Source organism: Neglectibacter sp. CSJ-5, from assembly GCF_032490475.1.
Classification (GTDB): domain Bacteria; phylum Bacillota; class Clostridia; order Oscillospirales; family Acutalibacteraceae; genus Hominenteromicrobium; species Hominenteromicrobium mulieris.
Genome location: NZ_JAVYJC010000003.1, coordinates 201,830 through 221,383, shown reverse-complemented (window position 1 = coordinate 221,383; position 19,554 = coordinate 201,830). Strand labels below are relative to the sequence as shown.

The 19,554-nt window shown below is 53.9% G+C and carries 19 protein-coding genes and 1 other RNA gene; 13 read left to right on the top strand and 7 right to left on the bottom strand.

Annotated elements, in window-relative coordinates:
* Positions 1 to 46: 46 nt before the first annotated feature.
* The 9 genes from R2K26_RS07810 to purD all read left to right on the top strand — a co-directional run bounded on the left by R2K26_RS07810 (position 47) and on the right by purD (position 9,028).
* Positions 47 to 469, top strand: a complete 423-nt coding sequence (locus R2K26_RS07810) for an NfeD family protein (RefSeq protein WP_316519634.1) — start codon at positions 47 to 49, stop codon at positions 467 to 469.
* 21 nt (positions 470 to 490) lie between these two features.
* A complete protein-coding gene (locus R2K26_RS07805; RefSeq protein ID WP_316519483.1) occupies positions 491 to 1,417 on the top strand; it encodes an SPFH domain-containing protein in 927 nt (308 codons plus the stop codon).
* Between the two features lie 931 nt (positions 1,418 to 2,348).
* The gene (gene purE, locus R2K26_RS07800; RefSeq protein WP_176820790.1) at positions 2,349 to 2,849 is read left to right on the top strand and encodes a 5-(carboxyamino)imidazole ribonucleotide mutase; all 501 of its coding nucleotides are present in this window, start codon (positions 2,349 to 2,351) and stop codon (positions 2,847 to 2,849) included.
* Between the two features lie 17 nt (positions 2,850 to 2,866).
* Positions 2,867 to 4,105 (top strand): aminopeptidase, encoded by a 1,239-nt coding sequence (locus R2K26_RS07795; protein ID WP_316519482.1) that lies wholly within the window; start codon positions 2,867 to 2,869, stop codon positions 4,103 to 4,105.
* A 41-nt stretch (positions 4,106 to 4,146) separates the two neighbouring features.
* Positions 4,147 to 5,181, top strand: coding sequence for a phosphoribosylformylglycinamidine cyclo-ligase (purM, locus tag R2K26_RS07790; RefSeq protein ID WP_316519481.1), 1,035 nt, complete (start codon positions 4,147 to 4,149; stop codon positions 5,179 to 5,181).
* Entirely contained in the window at positions 5,175 to 5,801 is a 627-nt protein-coding gene (gene purN / locus R2K26_RS07785) for a phosphoribosylglycinamide formyltransferase (protein ID WP_176820787.1), read from the top strand. Before purM ends, purN begins: the two co-directional genes overlap by 7 nt.
* A gap of 32 nt (positions 5,802 to 5,833) precedes the next feature.
* A complete protein-coding gene (locus tag R2K26_RS07780; protein WP_316519480.1) occupies positions 5,834 to 6,547 on the top strand; it encodes an IMP cyclohydrolase in 714 nt (237 codons plus the stop codon).
* Positions 6,548 to 6,565: 18 nt separating this feature from the next.
* Positions 6,566 to 7,741, top strand: coding sequence for a phosphoribosylaminoimidazolecarboxamide formyltransferase (locus R2K26_RS07775; protein WP_176820785.1), 1,176 nt, complete (start codon positions 6,566 to 6,568; stop codon positions 7,739 to 7,741).
* Between the two features lie 21 nt (positions 7,742 to 7,762).
* Entirely contained in the window at positions 7,763 to 9,028 is a 1,266-nt protein-coding gene (purD, locus tag R2K26_RS07770) for a phosphoribosylamine--glycine ligase (RefSeq protein WP_316519479.1), read from the top strand.
* A 113-nt stretch (positions 9,029 to 9,141) separates the two neighbouring features.
* On the opposite strand, the gene R2K26_RS07765 is transcribed toward purD, so the two are convergent.
* Genes R2K26_RS07765 through R2K26_RS07755 form a run of 3 tightly spaced genes read right to left on the bottom strand, consistent with a single transcriptional unit; the run spans position 9,142 to position 13,298 of the window.
* Positions 9,142 to 11,067, bottom strand: a complete 1,926-nt coding sequence (locus tag R2K26_RS07765) for an ABC transporter ATP-binding protein (RefSeq protein WP_396897231.1) — start codon at positions 11,065 to 11,067, stop codon at positions 9,142 to 9,144.
* Entirely contained in the window at positions 11,051 to 12,814 is a 1,764-nt protein-coding gene (locus tag R2K26_RS07760) for an ABC transporter ATP-binding protein (RefSeq protein WP_316519478.1), read from the bottom strand. Before R2K26_RS07760 ends, R2K26_RS07765 begins: the two co-directional genes overlap by 17 nt.
* Positions 12,807 to 13,298 (bottom strand): MarR family winged helix-turn-helix transcriptional regulator, encoded by a 492-nt coding sequence (locus R2K26_RS07755; protein WP_316519477.1) that lies wholly within the window; start codon positions 13,296 to 13,298, stop codon positions 12,807 to 12,809. The genes R2K26_RS07760 and R2K26_RS07755 overlap by 8 nt, the downstream gene beginning before the upstream one ends.
* A 285-nt stretch (positions 13,299 to 13,583) precedes the next feature.
* Here R2K26_RS07755 and R2K26_RS07750 point away from each other — a divergent pair, with 285 nt between their 5' ends.
* From R2K26_RS07750 to R2K26_RS07735, 4 genes are all read left to right on the top strand, one after another.
* Entirely contained in the window at positions 13,584 to 14,474 is an 891-nt protein-coding gene (locus tag R2K26_RS07750; protein ID WP_316519476.1) for a hypothetical protein, read from the top strand.
* Between the two features lie 121 nt (positions 14,475 to 14,595).
* On the top strand, positions 14,596 to 15,630 hold the full coding sequence (gene gap, locus R2K26_RS07745) for a type I glyceraldehyde-3-phosphate dehydrogenase (RefSeq protein WP_316519475.1): 1,035 nt from the start codon (positions 14,596 to 14,598) through the stop codon (positions 15,628 to 15,630).
* 155 nt (positions 15,631 to 15,785) lie between these two features.
* Positions 15,786 to 16,340, top strand: a complete 555-nt coding sequence (locus R2K26_RS07740; protein ID WP_316519474.1) for a GNAT family protein — start codon at positions 15,786 to 15,788, stop codon at positions 16,338 to 16,340.
* A gap of 75 nt (positions 16,341 to 16,415) precedes the next feature.
* The gene (locus tag R2K26_RS07735; protein WP_316519473.1) at positions 16,416 to 17,561 is read left to right on the top strand and encodes an aldo/keto reductase; all 1,146 of its coding nucleotides are present in this window, start codon (positions 16,416 to 16,418) and stop codon (positions 17,559 to 17,561) included.
* Between the two features lie 85 nt (positions 17,562 to 17,646).
* Here R2K26_RS07735 and R2K26_RS07730 read toward each other — a convergent pair whose 3' ends face one another.
* The 4 genes from R2K26_RS07730 to R2K26_RS07715 form a co-directional block, all read right to left on the bottom strand.
* Entirely contained in the window at positions 17,647 to 17,967 is a 321-nt protein-coding gene (locus R2K26_RS07730; protein ID WP_176820776.1) for an AzlD domain-containing protein, read from the bottom strand.
* Complete coding sequence (locus tag R2K26_RS07725) at positions 17,957 to 18,694, bottom strand: AzlC family ABC transporter permease (protein WP_316519472.1); 738 nt, start codon at positions 18,692 to 18,694, stop codon at positions 17,957 to 17,959. Before R2K26_RS07725 ends, R2K26_RS07730 begins: the two co-directional genes overlap by 11 nt.
* Positions 18,695 to 18,831: 137 nt before the next feature.
* Positions 18,832 to 19,033: non-coding RNA, 6S RNA (gene ssrS / locus R2K26_RS07720), on the bottom strand.
* 28 nt (positions 19,034 to 19,061) lie between these two features.
* Positions 19,062 to 19,373, bottom strand: coding sequence for a DUF1292 domain-containing protein (locus R2K26_RS07715; RefSeq protein ID WP_176820774.1), 312 nt, complete (start codon positions 19,371 to 19,373; stop codon positions 19,062 to 19,064).
* Positions 19,374 to 19,554: the final 181 nt, after the last annotated feature.

The window sequence follows — 19,554 nt, the reverse complement described above, 5'->3', positions numbered from 1 at the left end:
TGTATGCGGCTTCCGCTTTGAGAAAGGGGGAATGGTTTTGGAAACCATGATCTGGGTGGCGGTCATTGTGATTGCCGCAATACTGGAGGGCATGAGCACGCAGCTTATTTCCATCTGGTTTGTGGGCGGCGGCATCGCCGGCATGATCGTACAGCTGTGCGGCGCGCCGGTTTGGCTGCAAGTGATGATTGCCGCTGTGGTGACGCTCGTTCTGCTTTTGGCAACGCGTCCGCTCGTGAAAAAGTTCCTGCAAAACAAGGAAACGCACACGAACGCCGACCGCGTGGTGGGGCAGACCGCCGTTGTGACGGAGGATATCGATAACCTTGCGGCGCATGGACGCGTGGAAGTGCTCGGCAACGACTGGGCAGCACGCAGCACAGAAAATGTCCGTATTCAAAAAGGCACAAAGGTGCAGGTGGTGCGCATTGAAGGCGTAAAGCTTATCGTGACACCGGTTGTATCTTAAATTGAAACTGGAGGTAAAAACATGGATTTTGAACTGTACATCAACTGGGGCGTTGTGGGCATTATCGTTCTCATCGCTCTTGTCATCGCACTGCTTGCGGCGAACATTAAGGTGGTGCCGCAGGCACACGCATTCGTCATTGAAAGACTCGGCGCGTACCACGCCACATGGAGCACGGGTCTGCATTTGAAAATTCCGTTTATCGACCGCATTGCGAAGAAGGTCTCGCTGAAAGAGCAGGTCATCGATTTCCCGCCGCAGCCCGTTATCACGAAGGATAACGTCACGATGCAGATCGACACGGTGGTATATTTCCAGATCACGGACTCGAAGCTGTATGCTTACGGCGTGGAGCGCCCGATCTCCGCGATTGAGAACCTTTCCGCAACGACGCTGAGAAACATCATCGGTGAGATGGAGCTTGACCACACGCTGACCTCGCGCGATGTTATCAACTCGAAAATTCGCGTCATTCTGGATGAAGCGACCGATGCGTGGGGCATTAAGGTTAACCGCGTGGAGCTGAAAAACATCATTCCGCCGAAGGAAATTCAGGATTCGATGGAGAAGCAGATGAAGGCGGAGCGCGAGCGCCGTGCGAAGATTTTGGACGCAGAGGGCGAAAAGCGCAGCGCCATCCTCATTGCGGAAGGCCAGAAGGAATCTGCCGTCCTGCGCGCGGAGGCTGTGCGTGAGACGAAAATCAGAGAAGCACAGGGTGAAGCGGAGGCAATCCTCTCCGTGCAACGTGCGTTGGCGGATTCCATTAAGCTTCTCAACGAAGCCGATCCGAATAAAGCTGTGCTGACCTTGAAGAGCTTTGAAGCGCTTGAGAAAGTAGCGGACGGCAAGGCGACGAAGATTATCATTCCGTCCGAGATTCAGGGTATGGCAGGCTTAGCCGCAAGCGCGAAGGAGATTTTTGCGACGGAAACACCGAAGGAGTAAAGTAGAGTTTACGGCGAGCAAGACGTAAAAGTCTTTCGTCAAGTTTTCTTCGGAAAACTTACGGGTTCTTAGGGCAGCGCCTTGAGTCGCCATTCGCAAATGGCGAAATACCTTTGCCGCTAATACAATTTATCCTCTCTCGGCGCAGCCGGGAGAGGATTTTTTCTATTGAGCTTGCGTTTTATGCGTTTTCAAGGTGATTTGCGCGACTTGTGTATATAAAAGCTCTCTGTATATCTCCCTCAGTCAGCTTCACTGACAGCTCCCTCGTCAGAGGGAACTTGGAAAGCTGCCTTTTTTGACGAATAGAAGGAGATAATGTACGTAGGTAAAGTGAAAACGCCTTTTGCATTTCAAGGTGTGCTGCTATGTATTTGATATATGGTGAGACGGAAGCGGAGAAAGGGGACATATCGAGGTATACAACGCATGTCCACGAGCAGGGGAGAATTTTGGATTTTTTTCTAAAAACGGCAAAAACTATTGAAAAAACGCGTTAAATCCCGTAAAATGATAAAGGCAACAACGTATAAAGTACGCCTACGGCTTGGCACGCAATTTGCTTGCATTTTTCCGCCATGCCGACCGTAACCCCCCTTGCCGGGCGTCAGCCTGCCTGCGGGTGTTCCGTGCAGCCTGACGAAAATCTGACGGCGCAGCTTGTGCACCAACGTTATACATTGCTGCCTTAAAGGTCTGCTTAATGGATTGATTTATCAGTCGCTTGAGACAGATTAAGGACAGAAAATTCAAGGCTGCAAGTGCCGGAGGTGCGATATGGCTGAACTGATGTGCATTTTTACTGTATCTGCATGGGCGTTTTGCGGTCAATTTTAGAAGCATAGGTTGTGTTTTTTGAGCACAGCCTATTTTCTTTTTTTCGCGGTGTTTTCTTTTACGCCGCAAAACTTGAAAGGATCGGTGATTTTCAATGAGCAAAAAAGTTGCAGTGATCATGGGCAGTGACAGTGATTTTCCGGTGGTTTCCCCGGCGATTCGCAGATTGAAGCAGTTCGGCATCCCGGTGGAGGCGCGCGTGATGAGCGCACACCGCACGCCGGAGGCCGCGGCGGAATTCTCTAAGAACGCGGAAAAGGACGGCTTTGGCGTTATCATTGCGGCGGCGGGCAAGGCTGCGCATCTTGCGGGCGTGCTGGCTGCGCACACGACGTTGCCGGTCATCGGCATTCCGGTGAAGTCTTCCACGCTCGACGGCCTTGACGCGCTGCTTGCAACCGTGCAGATGCCCTCCGGCATTCCGGTGGCGACGGTGGCGATTGACGGTGCGGATAATGCTGCGATTTTGGCGGCGCAGATGCTGGCGCTTTCCGACGAGAGCATCGCAAAGCAGCTGCACCAGATGAAGGTGGATATGGAGCAGGGTGTTGCGAAAAAGAACGAAGCCTTGCAGCAGAAAGTTGCCGAGCTATAATTCGGGAGGGATAAACGATGACAAAATCGATTTTGAGAAAGTACGCAAAGCTCATCGTTAAGATGGGCGTGAACATCAAAAAGGGTCAGGGCGCTGTAATCTTGGCGGACACGGCGCAGTCTGAGATCGCGCTGATGGTGGCGGAGGAAGCCTACCGCGCCGGTGCGAAGTGGGTGGACATCCGCTGGACGAACCAGGACCTTGACAAGATGCGCTATAAGAAAGAAAGCGTAAAGGTGCTTTCCGCTACGCAGGAGTGGGAAAAGGCGCGTATGCAGTATGAGCTTGACGAGCTGCCGGTGCGCATTTGGGTCGACTCTGACGACCCGGACGGCCTGAAGGGCGTGAACGTTGAGAAAATGCAGAAGGCGAACCTTGCCCGTATGAAGGTGAGAAAGCCGTACCGCGACGCGATGGAAAACAAGTACCAGTGGACGATTGTCGCCGTGCCGAGTGCAAAGTGGGCGAAGAAGGTGTTCCCGAACGACCGCACGAGCGTGGCGGTGAAGAAGCTGTGGGACGCAATCCTTCAGACGGTACGTGTTTCTAAGGATAACGACCCGGTGGAGGCTTGGCAGAAGCACAACGCTTCCCTCAAAGCACGCTATGAGAAGCTGAACGCATGTCACTTTGAGAGCCTGCACTATTTCAGCGAGAACGGCACCGATTTCACCTGCGGCCTGATCCCGGACGCACAGTGGATGGGCGGCGGCGAAACGCTGCTGGACGGTACATTCTTCAACCCGAATATGCCGACCGAAGAGATTTTCACCTCCCCGATGAAGGGCAAGGCAGAGGGTACGGTCGTTTCTACGATGCCGCTGTCTTACCAAGGCAATTTGATTGAAAACTTCTCCATTACGTTTAAGGACGGCCGCGCGGTCTCCTGCAAGGCAGAAAAGAACCAGGAGCTTTTGGAGCACATGATCGCGATGGACGAGGGCGCGGCGCAGATCGGCGAGCTGGCACTTATCCCGAACGACTCTCCCATCTCGAACCTCGGCATTCTGTTTTACAACACGCTGTTTGATGAGAACGCTTCCTGCCACATTGCGCTTGGCTTGGGCTTCCCGAATGTCATCAAGGATTACGACAAGTATACGCTTGATGAGATTCACGACAAGGGCGTGAACGATTCCGTCATCCATGTGGACTTCATGGTGGGCGACGCGACGATGAACATTGACGGCATCACGCCGGACGGCGAGGTTATCCCGGTGTTCAGAAACGGCAACTGGACAGAGAAATTCATGTAATTCATTTTATAGATAATTTAAAGAAAGAGAGAAGTTAAAGAATGAAAAGTTACAGCGATAGCTACAAGGCAGCGGGCGTTGACGTTACCGCAGGCTACAAGTCCGTAGAGCTGATGAAAGAGCATGTAAAGCGTACAAGCATTCCGGGCGTGGTTTCCGGCATCGGCGGTTTCGGCGGTCTTTTCCAGCCGGATATGACCGGTATGAAAGAGCCTGTGCTCGTTTCCGGCACAGACGGCGTGGGCACGAAGCTCGTGGCGGCCATGCTGCTCGATAAGCATGACACCATCGGCATTGACTGCGTTGCCATGTGCGTGAACGACGTCGTATGCTGCGGCGCAAAACCGCTCTTTTTCCTCGATTACATCGCCTGCGGCAAGAACGTGCCGGAGAAGATTGCAGAGATCGTAAAGGGTGTTGCGGAGGGCTGCGTGCAGTCCGGCTGCGCGCTCATCGGCGGCGAGACCGCAGAGCACCCGGGCGTGATGCCGGAGGACGACTATGACCTCGCGGGCTTCACGGTGGGCATTGTAGATAAGGATAAGATCATTGACGGCTCCAAGATGCAGGCGGGCGACGTGCTTGTTGGCGTGGCATCCTCCGGCGTACATTCGAACGGCTTCTCTCTGGTGAGAAAGGTGTTCGGTCTGAATAAAGAAAAGCTTGAGACGTATTACGAAGAACTCGGCTGCACGTTGGGCGAGGCACTTCTGACCCCGACGCGCCTGTATGTAAAGCCTGCGCTGGCGGCCATTGAAGCGGCAGACGTGAAGGCAATCTCCCACATTACGGGAGGCGGCTTCTACGAGAACATTCCGCGTATGATGAGAAAGGGCCTCACCGCTAAGGTGGACCGTTCCGCAGTGCCGGTGCTGCCGATCTTCGACCTCATCGCGAAGACGGGCAACATTCCGGAGCGCGACATGTTCAACACGTTCAACATGGGCGTCGGCATGTGCATGGCGGTCTCCAAGGAGACGGCGGACGCGGCCATTAAGGCGCTGTATGATGCGGGCGAAAAGGCGTTTGTCATCGGTGAAGTGGTTGAGGGCGACGAGGGGGTCATCCTGTGCTGAACATCGCAGTCCTCGTTTCCGGCGGCGGAACGAATTTGCAGGCGCTGATCGACGCGGAGAAAGCCGGTAAAATCGAAAACGGCAAAATTTCCGTGGTTGTGGCGAGCAAGCCGGGCGTTTATGCCTTGGAGCGTGCGAAAAACGCGGGCATTGAGGGCATTGTGCTGGCGCGCAGCGACTATGAAAACGTGGACGCGTACAGCGAAGCGCTCGAAAACTTGCTGAAAGAAAAGCACACGGACTTAATTGTTCTGGCGGGCTTTATGACCATTACGAACGAGAAGTTCACGAAGGCGTTTGAAAATAAGATCATCAACGTGCACCCGGCGCTCATTCCGTCGTTCTGCGGCAAGGGCTATTACGGTCTGCACGTGCACGAGGCGGCTTTGGCACGCGGCGTGAAGGTCTCCGGCGCGACAGTACACTTTGTAAACGAGGTGTGCGACGGCGGCCCGATCATCTTACAGAAAGCGGTGCCGGTGGAGCAGGGCGACACACCCGAGACGCTGCAGCGCCGCATTATGGAGCAGGCGGAGTGGAAGATTCTGCCGCAGGCAGTGTCTTTGTTCTGCGCGGGTAAGCTTTCCGTGAACGGCTCTATCGTTACGATTAAAGAATAATTTATCCCTTTACATAGAAAGGAAACGGATACATGGAAATTCTGGATATTAAAAAGGAACTTGCAGGCAACGCATACCCGGGCCGCGGCATCGTCATCGGCAAAAGCGCGGACGGCGTGCATGCGGTCATCGCGTATTTCATTATGGGCCGCAGCGTGAACTCCCGCAACCGCGTGTTTGTGGAGCAGGGCGACGGCATCCGCACGGAAGCGTTTGACCCCGCAAAGCTTTCTGACCCGTCCCTTGTCATTTATGCGCCGGTGCGCGTTTTGGCAAACAAGACCATTGTGACGAACGGAGACCAGACGGATACCGTGTTTACATACCTCAAGGCGGGCAAGAGCTTCAAAAAAGCGTTGAAGACCCGTAAGTTTGAGCCGGACGCCCCGAACTTTACGCCGAGAATTTCCGGCCTTGTAAAGCTGAAGGACGGCGACTTTACCTATAAGCTTTCCATTTTGAAGAGCTGCGAGGGCAACCCGGACGCGCCGCAGAGCTTTTTCTTCGACTATACGCCGGTGGACGGCCTCGGCCACTTCATCCACACGTATAAGTGTGACGGCACACCGCGTATCCCGTCCTTTGAGGGAGAGCCGAAGCCGGTTAAGATTGAGGGCGACATCGACACGTTTACGAATGACCTGTGGACGAACCTGAACGAAGACAACAAGGTCTCCTTGTTCACGCGCTTCATCAATTTGAAGACGGGCAAGATGGAGACCCGCATCGTCAACAAGAATAAGTGATTTTTCGGAGGGGAAACTATGAAAGAATTGGAACTGAAATACGGCTGCAACCCGAACCAGAAGCCGGCGAAAATTTTTACGAACGACGGTCGCGACCTGCCGATTCGCGTTTTGAACGGCAGACCGGGCTATATCAACCTTTTGGATGCGTTCAACTCCTGGCAGCTTGTAAAAGAGCTGAAAGCGGCAACCGGCATGCCGGCGGCGGCTTCCTTTAAGCACGTGAGCCCGGCGGGCGCAGCTGTGGCAAAGCCGATGAGCGACACGCTGAAAAAGATTTATTTTGTGGACGATCTGGAGCTTTCTCCCATCGCGACAGCGTATGCAAGAGCCCGCGGCGCAGACAGAATGTCCTCCTACGGCGACTGGGCAGCGCTTTCCGACGTATGCGATAAGGAAACCGCAACGCTGTTGGCACGTGAAGTTTCCGACGGCATCATTGCACCGGGCTACACGGACGAAGCGCTCGCAATTTTAAAGACAAAGCGTAAGGGCACGTACAATGTCGTCGAGATCGACCCGGATTACAAGCCGGAGCCGATTGAGCATAAGGATGTTTTCGGCATCACGTTCGAGCAGGGCAGAAACGAGCTGAAAATCGACGCGGACATGCTGACGAATCTTGTGACGGAAAACAAAGAGATTCCGGAGGACGCAAAGCTTGACTTAGTGCTCTCCCTCATCACGCTGAAATACACGCAGTCGAACTCCGTCTGCTATGCGAAGGACGGTCAGGCCATCGGCATCGGCGCCGGCCAGCAGAGCCGCATCCACTGCACGCGTCTTGCGGGCAACAAGGCGGACATCTGGTATCTGCGTCAGCACGAAAAGGTGCTGAATCTGCCGTTTAAGGAGGGCATCCGCCGTCCTGACCGCGACAACACCATTGACGTGTACATCAGTGAGGAGCATGATGACGTGCTGCGCGACGGTGTTTGGCAGCAGTTTTTCACGGAGAAGCCGGAGGTGTTCACCCGCGAGGAGAAAGCGGCTTGGCTTGCGACGTTTAAGGGCGTTTCCGTGGGCAGCGACGCGTTCTTCCCGTTCGGCGACAACATTGAGCGCGCACACAAGAGCGGCGTAGAATTTATTGCGCAGCCGGGCGGCTCTATCCGCGACGACAACGTCATCGATACGTGTAACAAGTATGGCATCGCCATGGCATTCACGGGCATCCGTCTGTTCCACCATTGATCCGAAAGGCGAGGTGCTTTTATGAATATTCTGGTTATCGGCAGCGGCGGACGTGAGCATGCGATCATCCGCAAGCTGAAAGAGAGCCCTAAAGCGGAAAAGCTGTGGTGCGCACCGGGCAACGGCGGCATTGCGGCAGACGCCGAGTGCGTGGCCATTAACGCGATGGACATTGACGGCGTTGTGGATTTCGCGAAAAAAAACGCAGTTGACCTTGTGTTTGTTGCGCCGGACGACCCGCTTGCGGCCGGTATGGTAGATGCGCTCGAAAAAGAGGGCATCCGTGCATTCGGCCCGCGCGCGAACGCGGCCATCATCGAGAGCAGCAAGGTGTTCTCGAAAAATCTGATGAAGAAATACGGTATTCCGACGGCGGATTACGCGGTGTTCTCCGACCCGAAAGAGGTCGTAGAGTACGTGGAAAAGCGCGGCAAGTTCCCGGTTGTCATTAAGGCAGACGGCTTGGCGCTTGGCAAGGGTGTTATCATCGCGCAAAACTTTGACGAGGCGAAGGATGCCGTGCACACCATTATGGAAGATAAGGTGTTCGGCGCTTCCGGCAACAACGTTGTTGTGGAGGAATTCCTGACTGGCCCGGAGGTTTCCGTGTTGGCATTTACGGACGGCAAGACGCTGCGCCCGATGGTGTCCTCTAAAGACCACAAGCGTGCACTGGACGGCGACAAGGGCCTGAACACCGGCGGCATGGGTACCATCAGCCCGAACCCGTACTACACGAACGAAATTGCGGACGAGTGTATGAAAACCATCTTCCTGCCGACCGTCAAAGCGATGCAGGCAGAGGGCAGACCGTTTAAGGGCTGTTTGTACTTCGGCCTGATGCTGACCCCGGACGGCCCGAAGGTCATTGAGTACAACGCGCGCTTCGGCGACCCGGAGACGCAGGTCGTGCTGCCGCGCCTCAAGACTGATTTTGTGGACATCATCAACGCGGTCATCGACGAGAAGCTCGACGAGCTTGAGATTGAATGGATCCCGGAAGCGTGCGCGTGCGTCGTGATGGCGAGCGGCGGCTACCCGCAGTCTTACCCGAAGGGACTGGAAATCACCGGCCTTGACGAAAACGGTCAGGCGGAAGGCGTGACGGTGTACCATGCCGGCACGAAGCTTGAAAACGGCAAGCTGCTGACGAACGGCGGCCGCGTGCTTGGCGTGACCGCGACGGCGGCGACGCTCAATGAAGCGCTTGAAAAGGCGTATGCAGCTGTGGAGAAAATCCATTTTGACGGCGTACATTACCGCCATGACATCGGTAGAACGAAATAAGATAAAATGAGAAAGCAGTCCTGTTCCGACGTGAACGGGGCTGTTTTTGCGCAGCAAAAAACTCCGCTTGCTCATCAGCAAACGGAGTTTTCGTTTATCGCTTTGAATTTTACTTATTCCAGCTCGAATGCGCCGGTGTAGAGGCGGTAGTAGGTGCCTTTCTGCGCGATGAGATCGCGGTGGCTGCCACGTTCGATGATGTGGCCGTGGTCGAGCACCATGATGACGTCGGAGTTCTGGACCGTCGATAGGCGGTGCGCGATGACAAACACGGTGCGGCCGTTCATCAAGGCGTCCATGCCGGACTGCACGATGGCTTCCGTGCGGGTATCGATGGAGGACGTCGCTTCGTCGAGAATCATGACGGGCGGGTCTGCAACGGCGGCGCGGGCGATGGAAATGAGCTGGCGCTGGCCCTGTGAGAGGCCGCTGCCGTCGCCGGAAAGAACGGTGTCATAGCCCTGCGGCAGCATACGAATGAAGCCGTCGGCATTTGCGAGCTTTGCGGCGGCGATGCACTCTTCGTCCGTGGCATCGAGCTTACCGTAGCGGATATTCTCCATAACGGTGCCGGTGAACAGGTTGACGTCCTGCAAAACCACGCCGAGGGAACGGCGGAGATCCGGCTTCTTGATCTTCGTGATATTGATGCCGTCGTAGCGGATCTTGCCGTCAGAAATGTCATAGAAGCGGTTGATGAGGTTTGTGATGGTCGTTTTGCCTGCGCCTGTTGCGCCGACAAACGCGACCTTCTGGCCGGGCTCTGCGTAAAGCGTGATGTCATGCAGGACGGTCTTATCGGGCGCATAGCCGAAGTCTACGTCCTCAAGCTCTACGTGGCCGGTAAGCTCCGTATAGGTGACAGTGCCGTCCTTATGCGGGTGCTTCCATGCCCAAAGGCCGGTGCGCTTATCGGTTTCGGTGAGCACGCCGTTTTTCTTTTCGGCGTTGACGAGCGTGACGTAGCCCTCGTCCTTTTCGCTCCCTTCATCGAGCAGAGAGAAGATGCGGGAAGCGCCTGCCATAGCCATGATGATGGACGAGATCTGCTGCGTGACCTGGCTGATCGGCATAACGAAGCTGCGGGAGAGCTGCAGGAACGACGCGATGCCGCCGAGCGTCATGACACCCATGCCGGTGAGGGTCAGGTTCGGTACGCCAGCAAGTGCGAGACCGCCGCCAAGCACGGCGATGAGCACGTAAAGGAAGTAGCCGAGTGCGTTCATGATGGGGCCGAGGATATTGGCAAACTTATTCGCTTCGGAAGCGTTTGTGAAGAGGTCGTCGTTTCGTTTGTCGAACTCGACCTTTGTTTTATCTTCGTGGCAGAAGACCTTGATAACCTTCTGGCCGTTAATCATTTCTTCAATGTAGCCGTTCACATTGCCGAGAGACTGCTGCTGGCGAACAAAGTAGCTGCCGCTTTTTGCGGTGACCTTGCCGACGATCTTAAACATGACAAAGAGGAACGCGACCAGGAACAGGGTAAGCCAAACGCTGAGCGTCAGCATGGAGCAGAACACGGAAACGACCGTGAAGATGGAGGAAAGCGTCTGCGGAATGCTCTGGGAAATCATCTGGCGCAGGGTGTCCGTATCGTTTGTGTAGAAGCTCATGATGTCGCCGTGGGTGTGCGTATCGAAGAACTTGATGGGCAGCGTCTGCATGTGCTCGAACATCTCGTCACGAATTTTCTTTAACGTGCCCTGCGAAACGACCGCCATGGTACGGTTGTAGAACAGCGTGGAGAACGCGCCGATGACGTAAATGACTGCCATTTGGAGAAGCGCATACAGAAGACCGCTGAAGTTCGGATTGGATTCGAGCAGGAGCGGGGAGATGTAATCATCAATGAGGGACTTTAAAAACAGGGAGGACATGACGCTTGCGAAAGCGCTCACCGCAATGCAGATGAACACGAACACAAGGTGCAGCCTGTACGGTTTCATATAGGAAAGCAGTCGGAATAAGGTCTTCTTATCGAGCTGCTTCATGCTTTCTTTCATGGAGAGTCTGGGACCATTAGGACGCGGTGGCATTGTCAGGATCTCCTTTCGTCTGGGATTCATAAACTTCGCGGTAGATCGGGCTTGTTTGCATGAGCTCGTCATGTGTGCCGCAGCTGACGATCTTGCCGTCATCTAAGACAAGGATCATATCGGCTTCCTGTACGGAGGCGATGCGCTGGGCGATGATGATTTTTGTCGTGTTCGGGATTTCCTTTGCGAACGCGCCGCGGATAAGCGCATCCGTGCGGGTATCGACCGCGCTGGTGGAGTCGTCCAAAATGAGAATCTTCGGCTTTTTTAGCAGCGCACGCGCGATGCAGAGGCGCTGCTTCTGGCCGCCGGAGACGTTCGTGCCGCCCTGCTCAATGTAGGTATCGTAGCCTTTAGGGAAGGTTTGAATGAAATCATCGGCCTGTGCGAGCTGACAGGCATGGCGGATTTCCTCGTCGGTGGCGTTTTCATCGCCCCAGCGTAGGTTGTCTTTGATGGTGCCGGAGAACAGGACGTTCTTTTGCAGCACCATGGCGACATCGCCGCGGAGGGTATCCAGGTCGTATTTGCGGACGTCGATGCCGCCGACCTTGACCGCGCCGAGGTCAACATCGTACAGGCGCGGGATGAGCTGTACGAAACTCGATTTGGAGGAGCCGGTGCCGCCGATGACGCCGACCGTGGCACCTGCCGGAATGTGCAGGTTAATATCGGAAAGCACGGGTTTGCCCTCTGTGCCGTGACGATAGCTGAACTGAACGTGCTCGAAATCGATGCTGCCGTCCGAAACGCTCTTTACGGCATTTTCGGGGGTGGTGATGTCCGGGGTTTCGTTGAGCAGCTCAACGACACGCTCGCCGGAGGTGCGGGACATGGTGAGCATAACGAAGATCATAGAGAGGCCCATGAGGCTCATGAGAATTTGCGTGGCGTAAGACAGCAGGCTCAGAAGCTCGCCGGTAGAAAGGCCGGTCGCTGCGTCACCGCCACAGGCCACGATGGTGCGTGCGCCGAACCAGGAGAGCAGGAGCACCGCCGCGTACATGCAAAGCTGCATCAAGGGGGCGTTCCATGCAAGCTGCTGCTCGGCTTTTTTGAAGTCCTTATAGATATTTTCGGAAATGGCGGTGAACTTCTTATTTTCGTGATCTTCACGGACAAAGGACTTTACCACGCGGATGCCGTGCAGGTTCTCCTGCACAACGCTGTTCAGCTTATCATAAGTTCTGAACACGCGCTCGAAGATCGGGTGCGTTCTCGTCATGATGAAGTACAGGCCGAGAACGAGCACCGGGATGATGGCAAGGAAGATAAGCGAGAGCTTGGCGTCGATGCCGAATGCCGCGACAAGCGAGAAGATCGCCATAAGCGGGCTGCGTACCGCCATGCGGATGATCATTTGGTAAGTGTTTTGCAGATTCGTAACGTCTGTTGTCAGACGCGTGACAATACTTGCGGTGGAAAACTTATCGATGTTTGAGAATGAATAATTCTGCACCTTGTAGAACATGTCGTGGCGCAGGTTGCGGGCAAAGCCACTGGAGGCAATGGCTGCGAATTTACCGGAAATGGCACCGCAGAAAAGCTGACCCAGTGCGGAGAGCAACAGGACAATGCCCATTTTGACAATGTACCCCATATCGCCCGTGTCAATGCCGTAATCGATGAGATTCGCCATCAAAAGCGGGATGATGACCTCGAAGACGACCTCACCGCTGATGGTGACCATGGCCAATATGGAATTCTTTTTCTGTTCGCGGATGCTTTCCATCAGTTTTTTAACCATCTGCACCGCTCCTTTCTTTCTTCTGCTGCTTTTCGGCAAAGGCAGCATCTACATTTATTTTTGCGCGCCGTAAATAAGAGAGCATGGTTTCTTTTTCATTTTGCGTGAAGCCTTTCGTTAAAACGGCTTCCATTGCTTCGTGGTCGGCGCGGATATCGGCCAAAAGGTTCTCTGACTTTTCCGTCAGGGTCAGACGACGCAGACGGGCGTCCGTTTCGCCGGTATGGCGCTCCACAAAACCGTTTCGCACAAGCATATCCACCACTTTGGAGGCGGTGGAACGCGTAATGCCGAAGCGGCGCTCAATATCGCGCAAATACACGGGCCCGTCTTTGTGATCGGCGATGAACTGGATGACCCATGTGTTTGTGCCGGTGAGGTTTTCGTGTTCCTTTTTGTGGGAATACGTATCAATATACCGGCGCATGGTGGTATCCAGCACATGCAATGCATGGCCGATGGGCTCTTTTTCGTGATCGTGCATTGTTACCATCCTTTCATCTGTTTTCGCGGGGAGAAGGCCCCGCCGTACAGCAGAATCGAATCTGCTCCTATGTGAACAATCATGCGCTTAATTGTTTACTCTGGCATATATTATAATCACTTGAAAGTTTGTTGTCAACAGGAAATTAAAAATCTTTTTTGCGGGGTGTTTTCATCTTAGGCGGAATGTGCTAAAATAAAACACAGTGAACCGATGTGCCGCAAATTCGGACGGCGAATGAATCGATGAAAGGAAAGCCCAGAGGGTGTGGGCGGTGTATGATATATGAATAAGAAAGTGAAATTGGCGTTTGTTTTGGCAGGAATCGGCATCTTTGCGGCGGCTGCGCTGCGCTGCGTGCAGATGCTCTGCTTTTTTGATTATGACACGGGCTTTGTGACGGACAGCGGACTGTTGACGTATATTTACTGCGGTGCGGCGATCGGCGTATCGCTTCTCTGCATGCTTTTGTGCCGTGTGGACAAAAAGCTTTGCGCGCGCATAGAGACGAAAAGAAATGCGGCGGCGGGTGCTTCTGCGCTTCTGATGTGTGTATTTTTGTTTTTGTGTGCGGCAGCGCTTCTGCGGGACTTTTACTTATACCGCAACAATCAGCCGACCTACTTTGTGCAGGCTTCGCACGTGACGACGCATTTGCCGTTTGCGGTCTTAACGTTGCTTTTCGCGATCGTTTCTCTCATTTTTGCCATTATATGGCTGACGGGCGAGGGATTCCCGAGCGGCACGGGCGGGCTTTGGGCCATCGGTTCCGTTTGGGGCATTTCGTATATGATCGTGACGTTCATGACGTATTCCGCTGTGGCGACGACGGAGGAAAATATCTTTACCGTGGGTGGCGGTGCGATGATGCTGCTGTTCCTGCTTTCCGAAGGTAAGCTGCTCTCCGGCGCGGGCGGCAAAAAGGCGCTGCGCAGCACGTATGTGTTCGGTCTGCCGGCGGCGGTGCTTTGGATGACGTATGTGATCTCGAACACGGTGCTCATCATTGCGGGGCGCGGGTATGCGACGGAGATGCCGTATGTGATCCAGCTTGCGATGCTGTGTCTTTCTGTCCACAGCCTTTGCCTGCTGTTTACGGTGAGCGGGCAGCGCGCATCTGCGAAAGCGGAGAGCAATTTAGAAGAAAATGCTTTAAAAGACACGGGAAACGCGTGAATTTTCTGAAAATTACGGAAAAAGTTTGCATTTTTAGCAGTTAGCCCTTGTAAAATCCTGCGAAATGCTATAAAATAGAATTGCAAATTATGCATCCACAATTATCAGGAGGTATACAATCATGGCAGTTAAAGTTGCAATCAATGGTTTCGGCCGTATCGGCCGTCTGGCGTTCAGACAGATGTTCGGCGCTGAGGGTTATGAGGTCGTTGCGATCAACGATCTGACGAAACCCTCCATGCTGGCTCACCTGCTCAAGTATGACACCGCACAGGGCGGTTATTGCGGCAAGATCGGCGAAGGTCTCCACACGGTTTCCGCTGACGACGAGGCTAACACCATCACAGTTGACGGCAAGACCCTGAAGATCTACGCTGAGAAGGACGCTAAGGACCTTCCGTGGGGCGAGATCGGTGTTGACGTTGTTCTCGAGTGCACCGGCTTCTACACCTCTAAGGCTAAGAGCCAGGCTCACATCGACGCAGGCGCAAAGAAGGTCGTTATTTCCGCTCCGGCAGGCAACGATCTCCCGACGATCGTTTACAGCGTAAACGAGAAGACCCTGACGGCTGATGACACCATCATCTCCGCTGCTTCCTGCACCACGAACTGCCTCGCTCCGATGGCGAAGGCACTGAACGATTATGCTCCGATCCAGAGCGGCATCATGAGCACGATCCACGCTTACACCGGCGACCAGATGATCCTCGACGGCCCGCACAGAAAGGGTGACCTCCGCCGTGCACGTGCCGGCGCTGCTAACATCGTTCCGAACTCCACGGGCGCTGCAAAGGCTATCGGCCTTGTTATCCCGGAGCTGAACGGTAAGCTCATCGGTTCCGCACAGCGTGTTCCGGTTCCGACCGGTTCCACCACCATCCTCACCGCTGTTGTTAAGGGCGCTGACGTAACCGTCGACGGCATCAACGCAGCTATGAAGGCAGCTTCCTCTGAGAGCTTCGGCTACAACTGCGATCCGATCGTTTCTTCCGATGTTATCGGCATGAGATTCGGTTCCCTGTTCGATGCTACCCAGACGATGGTCTCCAAGATTGCTGACGACCTCTATGAGGTTCAGGTTGTTTCTTGGTACGACAACGAGAACTCCTACACCAGCCAGATGGTCAGAACCATCAAGTACTTCGCTGAGATCTAATTTCGGCTTAGGCGCTGGAAAAATCAGGTGTTTTGACGCTGCATCATGCAGCAAAAGACTGAATTGATTTTCGCACCCTTTCTTCCGTGGTTCATGGAGGAAAGGGTGTTTTTTATCCGAAATACGTACACACGGCAAAGAAAGGCAGGGAAAATATGAGAGAACTGCACACAGAAAGACTTTTACTGCGCACGCCGCGGGAGAGAGATGCGGCGGAGATCATGGCCATACGCAACAGCGCTTTCGTAATGAAAAACAACGTAATGAAAGTGCTTGATAAAGAGCAGATGGTTCATTTGATTCATAGGGAAATCGATTATGAAAACACATGGTATATTGAGCGAAAAGAGGACGGCGCTTTGCTTGGTATGATTGCGGCGGAGGAGGACGGCGTTCGGTTCGATGTGCGCTCGAGATGTCTTTCGTATTATCTCGGGGAGCAATATACGCGGCAGGGCTATATGAAAGAAGCACTGCGGGCTGTGCTGCATGAACTATTCACCGAAGAAGATCTGGAAGTTGTAGCAGCGCGTGTTTTCACGGGGAATATTGCTTCGGAAAAGTTGCTGAGATCCTTGGGGTTTGTGTATGAAGGGTGTATCCGCCGCTGCGTGCGTACGTCAGAAAGCGAAATCCGCGATGACATGCAGTTTTCGCTACTGCGGGAGGAATATTTCGTGCAGAAAAATAATTTTTTCGAAAAAGCTTGACTTAGAGTGCACTTTAAGTTGTAAAATATAGGCAACAAAAACATTTGAATCGTTTGCATAAGGAGTATGAGTAAAATGTCTGAAAAGAAATTGGGCTTCGGCCTCATGCGTCTGCCGTCTCTGGACCCGAACGACCCGGGCAAGATTGACATTGAGCAGGTCAAGAAAATGGTGGATACGTTCATCGAGCGCGGCTTCACGTATTTTGATACGGCGTGGATGTACTGCGCATTCAAGAGCGAAAACGCCGTGAAGGAAGCACTTGTTTCCCGCCATCCGCGCGACAGCTTCACGCTGACGACAAAGCTGCATTCGGCGTTCGTGAATTCGTTTGAAGACCGCGACCGCATTTTTAATGAGCAGATGGAAAAGACGGGCGTAACGTATTTTGATTACTACCTCATCCACGACATCAACAGCCACAGCATTGAGACGTACAATAAGTTTGATTGCTTCGGCTGGATCCGCGACAAGAAGGAAAAGGGCCTTGTAAAGCACATCGGCTTCTCGTTCCACGACGGCCCGGAGCTGTTGGACGAAGTGCTGACCGCGCACCCGGAGTTTGAGTTTGTACAGTTACAGCTCAACTACCTCGACTGGGAAAGCGCCGGTGTGCAGTCCGGAAAATGCTATGAAGTTGCCGAAAAGCACGGCGTGTCGGTATTCGTCATGGAGCCGGTGAAGGGCGGCACGCTCGCAAACGTGCCGGAGGAAGTGACAAAGCTGTTTAAGGACTATAATCCGGAAGCCTCCGTACCGTCTTGGGCAATTCGTTTCGCAGCGAGCCTGCCAAACGTGAAGATCGTGCTTTCCGGCATGAGCGATATGGATCAGCTTTTGGACAACACATCGTACATGCAGGATTTTAAGCCGCTGAACGATGAGGAAAAAGCGCTCATCAAAAAGGCGACGGACATCATCAACGCGAGCATCGACATTCCGTGTACGGGCTGTTCGTACTGCACGGACGGCTGCCCGATGCAGATTGCAATCCCGAAGTATTTCTCGCTGTACAACGCCGATATGCAGGAGCTGCGCGGCAGGGGAATCTCTCCGGACGAGGGCTGGACGCCGCAGAGCGAGTATTACGAGAACGTCGCAAAGCACTTCGGCAAAGCGAGCGCGTGCATTCAGTGCGGCCAGTGCGAGGGTGTATGTCCGCAGCATTTGCCGATCATCGAGTACTTGCAGACGGTCGCAAAGCATTTTGAGAGAGAATAAACACAAGGCTTTCTATAACGATAGTAAAAAGTTTCGCCCGCCTATTGAAAAAGGCGGGCGAAACTTTTACGTTGCAAGCTGTGCTTTACAGCGGCAGATACGGCAATATGAGTTCACACACAAGCACGGTGGCGCTGGCGATAATGGCGACGGTGAGCAGGCTTTTACCGCGGAATGCTAAAATCAAAGCGGCGGCAAAGCCGAGCGCGGCGCTGATGGCGCTGCCGGTGGCAGTGAGAATTGCCGGGAAGGTCATGGCGGAAAGTGTGGCGTACGGCACATAATAGAGAAACGAGCGCAGTGTGCGGTTCGTGATCTTGCGGCGGATGAGCGTCAGCGGCAGCATACGGATAAGATATGTAACGGCCGCCATGACGAGTATGTAAAGAAAAACCTCAACCCTCATGCGGTATCTCCTTTTCCGGCTCTGCGGGCTCATCCGGGATGGGGAACAGCAGCGCTGCACCGCCTGCGATGATAAGCGTGATGACAATGATGCGGAAGCCCGAGGAAATGTTGCACAGCACCGGCAGATACGTAAACAGTGCGGAAAGCACCATGGAAAGGACGACCACACCGGCGACGACACGGTTCTCCTTTGCAGGCGGCAGGATGATGGCAATGAACATACCGTAGATTGCGATGCCGAGCGCGTTCGTCAAAACGGCCGGCAGAATGTTGCCCGCCGCCGCGCCGAGTGCCGTGCCGAGCACCCAGCCCGGAATGGCGACGGCGATGAGTCCATAGCTGTAAAACGGTGAGAGAGGCTCCCTTTGGCTGACGCTGACGGCGAAGATCTCATCCGTCATGCCGTAGGCGATGCCGAGGCGGTGCCCAAGGGGCAGGCTTGGCGAGAGCTTTTGCGAGAGCGCACACGACATGAGAAAATACCGTAGGTTGATGATGAGCTGCGTGAATGCAAGCTCGATGAGCGACGCGCCCGATGCGATGATGGCGAGTGCTGCGAATTGCCCGGCGGAGGTGACGTTTAGGGCGGAGAGCACGGAGGCTTCAAACACCGAAAGTCCGATGCCTGCGGCCTGAATGCCAAACGCGAACGAAACGGCAAAGTACCCGAAGCAAATGGGCATGCCGTCTTTGAGGCCGCTTGAAAAATACTGTTTTCCGGTCATGATGACCTTCTCCTTCTTTGCTACCGCACCCAAATGCGGCAAAATTCGCAAAATACAACCGTTTCCAAAAGAAAAGCACAGAAAAAGGTGTGTAAAGTATGAAAAAAGGCGGTTTTCACCGCCTTGAAATGGGCATAAAAAACCCCGCCCGACCGTAACGTGCTCTCAATAACCTGCTACGAAATAAGCAGGTGGGTGCCCTCCCGCAGGTTTCGCGCTCCCTTCTTCCGGTATCCGGTCAAGCCGGGCCGGGAGGTCTGCAGTCCGCCTGCGGAGCCGAGCTCCCTAAAAGTTGAGTGTAGGGTTATTTTGCACGGTCCGCGCATCGGGCAGGTGTCTTTACATGATCTTGAACGGGGAAAGAAGATTACTCCTCTTCTTCCTCCATAGCCTGTGCATAGCGGGTCTCAAAAATTTCGGCGAGCTTATCCAGCAGGTCGTCGTCTTCGATCTCGCAAAGCTGCTCTTCGCCGTTCTCGTCTTCTACGACTTCAAAGATGTAGTACTCATCTGCGTCTGCAACTTCGCTTTGGGCGTCGCGCAGAGTGGGGACAAGTGCCATAAAGTAGCCGTCATCGTTCTCGAGTTCGTCGATGATCTCAAATTCGTGCTCCGTGCCTTCATCGTCGATGAGGGTGATGAGCTCTGCTTCGTATTCCTGGTTGTTGTCTATACTCATGGGAAAAGCCTTCTTTCTCAGTATATTCGCCGTTTTGTAATTTATGCGGCGGAGCAGAAAAGCTGTGGAAAATAAGCCCGTTGCTTTTACCTGCAAGAATAATTGTATCGTGAATGCGGAAGAATGTCAAGCTTCATTTTGCGAAAATAGAATATACAAATAAAAAATAAAATCTTCAAAA

Bases quoted from the DNA above. Each gene is read 5' to 3' on its own strand.
- R2K26_RS07810 (WP_316519634.1), top strand. From the start codon at position 47: ATGATCTGGGTGGCGGTCATTGTGATTGCCGCAATACTGGAGGGCATG.
- R2K26_RS07805 (WP_316519483.1), top strand. From the start codon at position 491: ATGGATTTTGAACTGTACATCAACTGGGGCGTTGTGGGCATTATCGTT.
- purE (WP_176820790.1), top strand. From the start codon at position 2,349: ATGAGCAAAAAAGTTGCAGTGATCATGGGCAGTGACAGTGATTTTCCG.
- R2K26_RS07795 (WP_316519482.1), top strand. From the start codon at position 2,867: ATGACAAAATCGATTTTGAGAAAGTACGCAAAGCTCATCGTTAAGATG.
- purM (WP_316519481.1), top strand. From the start codon at position 4,147: ATGAAAAGTTACAGCGATAGCTACAAGGCAGCGGGCGTTGACGTTACC.
- R2K26_RS07780 (WP_316519480.1), top strand. From the start codon at position 5,834: ATGGAAATTCTGGATATTAAAAAGGAACTTGCAGGCAACGCATACCCG.
- R2K26_RS07775 (WP_176820785.1), top strand. From the start codon at position 6,566: ATGAAAGAATTGGAACTGAAATACGGCTGCAACCCGAACCAGAAGCCG.
- purD (WP_316519479.1), top strand. From the start codon at position 7,763: ATGAATATTCTGGTTATCGGCAGCGGCGGACGTGAGCATGCGATCATC.
- R2K26_RS07765 (WP_396897231.1), bottom strand. From the start codon at position 11,067: ATGCCACCGCGTCCTAATGGTCCCAGACTCTCCATGAAAGAAAGCATG.
- R2K26_RS07760 (WP_316519478.1), bottom strand. From the start codon at position 12,814: ATGGTTAAAAAACTGATGGAAAGCATCCGCGAACAGAAAAAGAATTCC.
- R2K26_RS07755 (WP_316519477.1), bottom strand. From the start codon at position 13,298: ATGCACGATCACGAAAAAGAGCCCATCGGCCATGCATTGCATGTGCTG.
- R2K26_RS07750 (WP_316519476.1), top strand. From the start codon at position 13,584: ATGAATAAGAAAGTGAAATTGGCGTTTGTTTTGGCAGGAATCGGCATC.
- gap (WP_316519475.1), top strand. From the start codon at position 14,596: ATGGCAGTTAAAGTTGCAATCAATGGTTTCGGCCGTATCGGCCGTCTG.
- R2K26_RS07740 (WP_316519474.1), top strand. From the start codon at position 15,786: ATGAGAGAACTGCACACAGAAAGACTTTTACTGCGCACGCCGCGGGAG.
- R2K26_RS07735 (WP_316519473.1), top strand. From the start codon at position 16,416: ATGTCTGAAAAGAAATTGGGCTTCGGCCTCATGCGTCTGCCGTCTCTG.
- R2K26_RS07730 (WP_176820776.1), bottom strand. From the start codon at position 17,967: ATGAGGGTTGAGGTTTTTCTTTACATACTCGTCATGGCGGCCGTTACA.
- R2K26_RS07725 (WP_316519472.1), bottom strand. From the start codon at position 18,694: ATGACCGGAAAACAGTATTTTTCAAGCGGCCTCAAAGACGGCATGCCC.
- R2K26_RS07715 (WP_176820774.1), bottom strand. From the start codon at position 19,373: ATGAGTATAGACAACAACCAGGAATACGAAGCAGAGCTCATCACCCTC.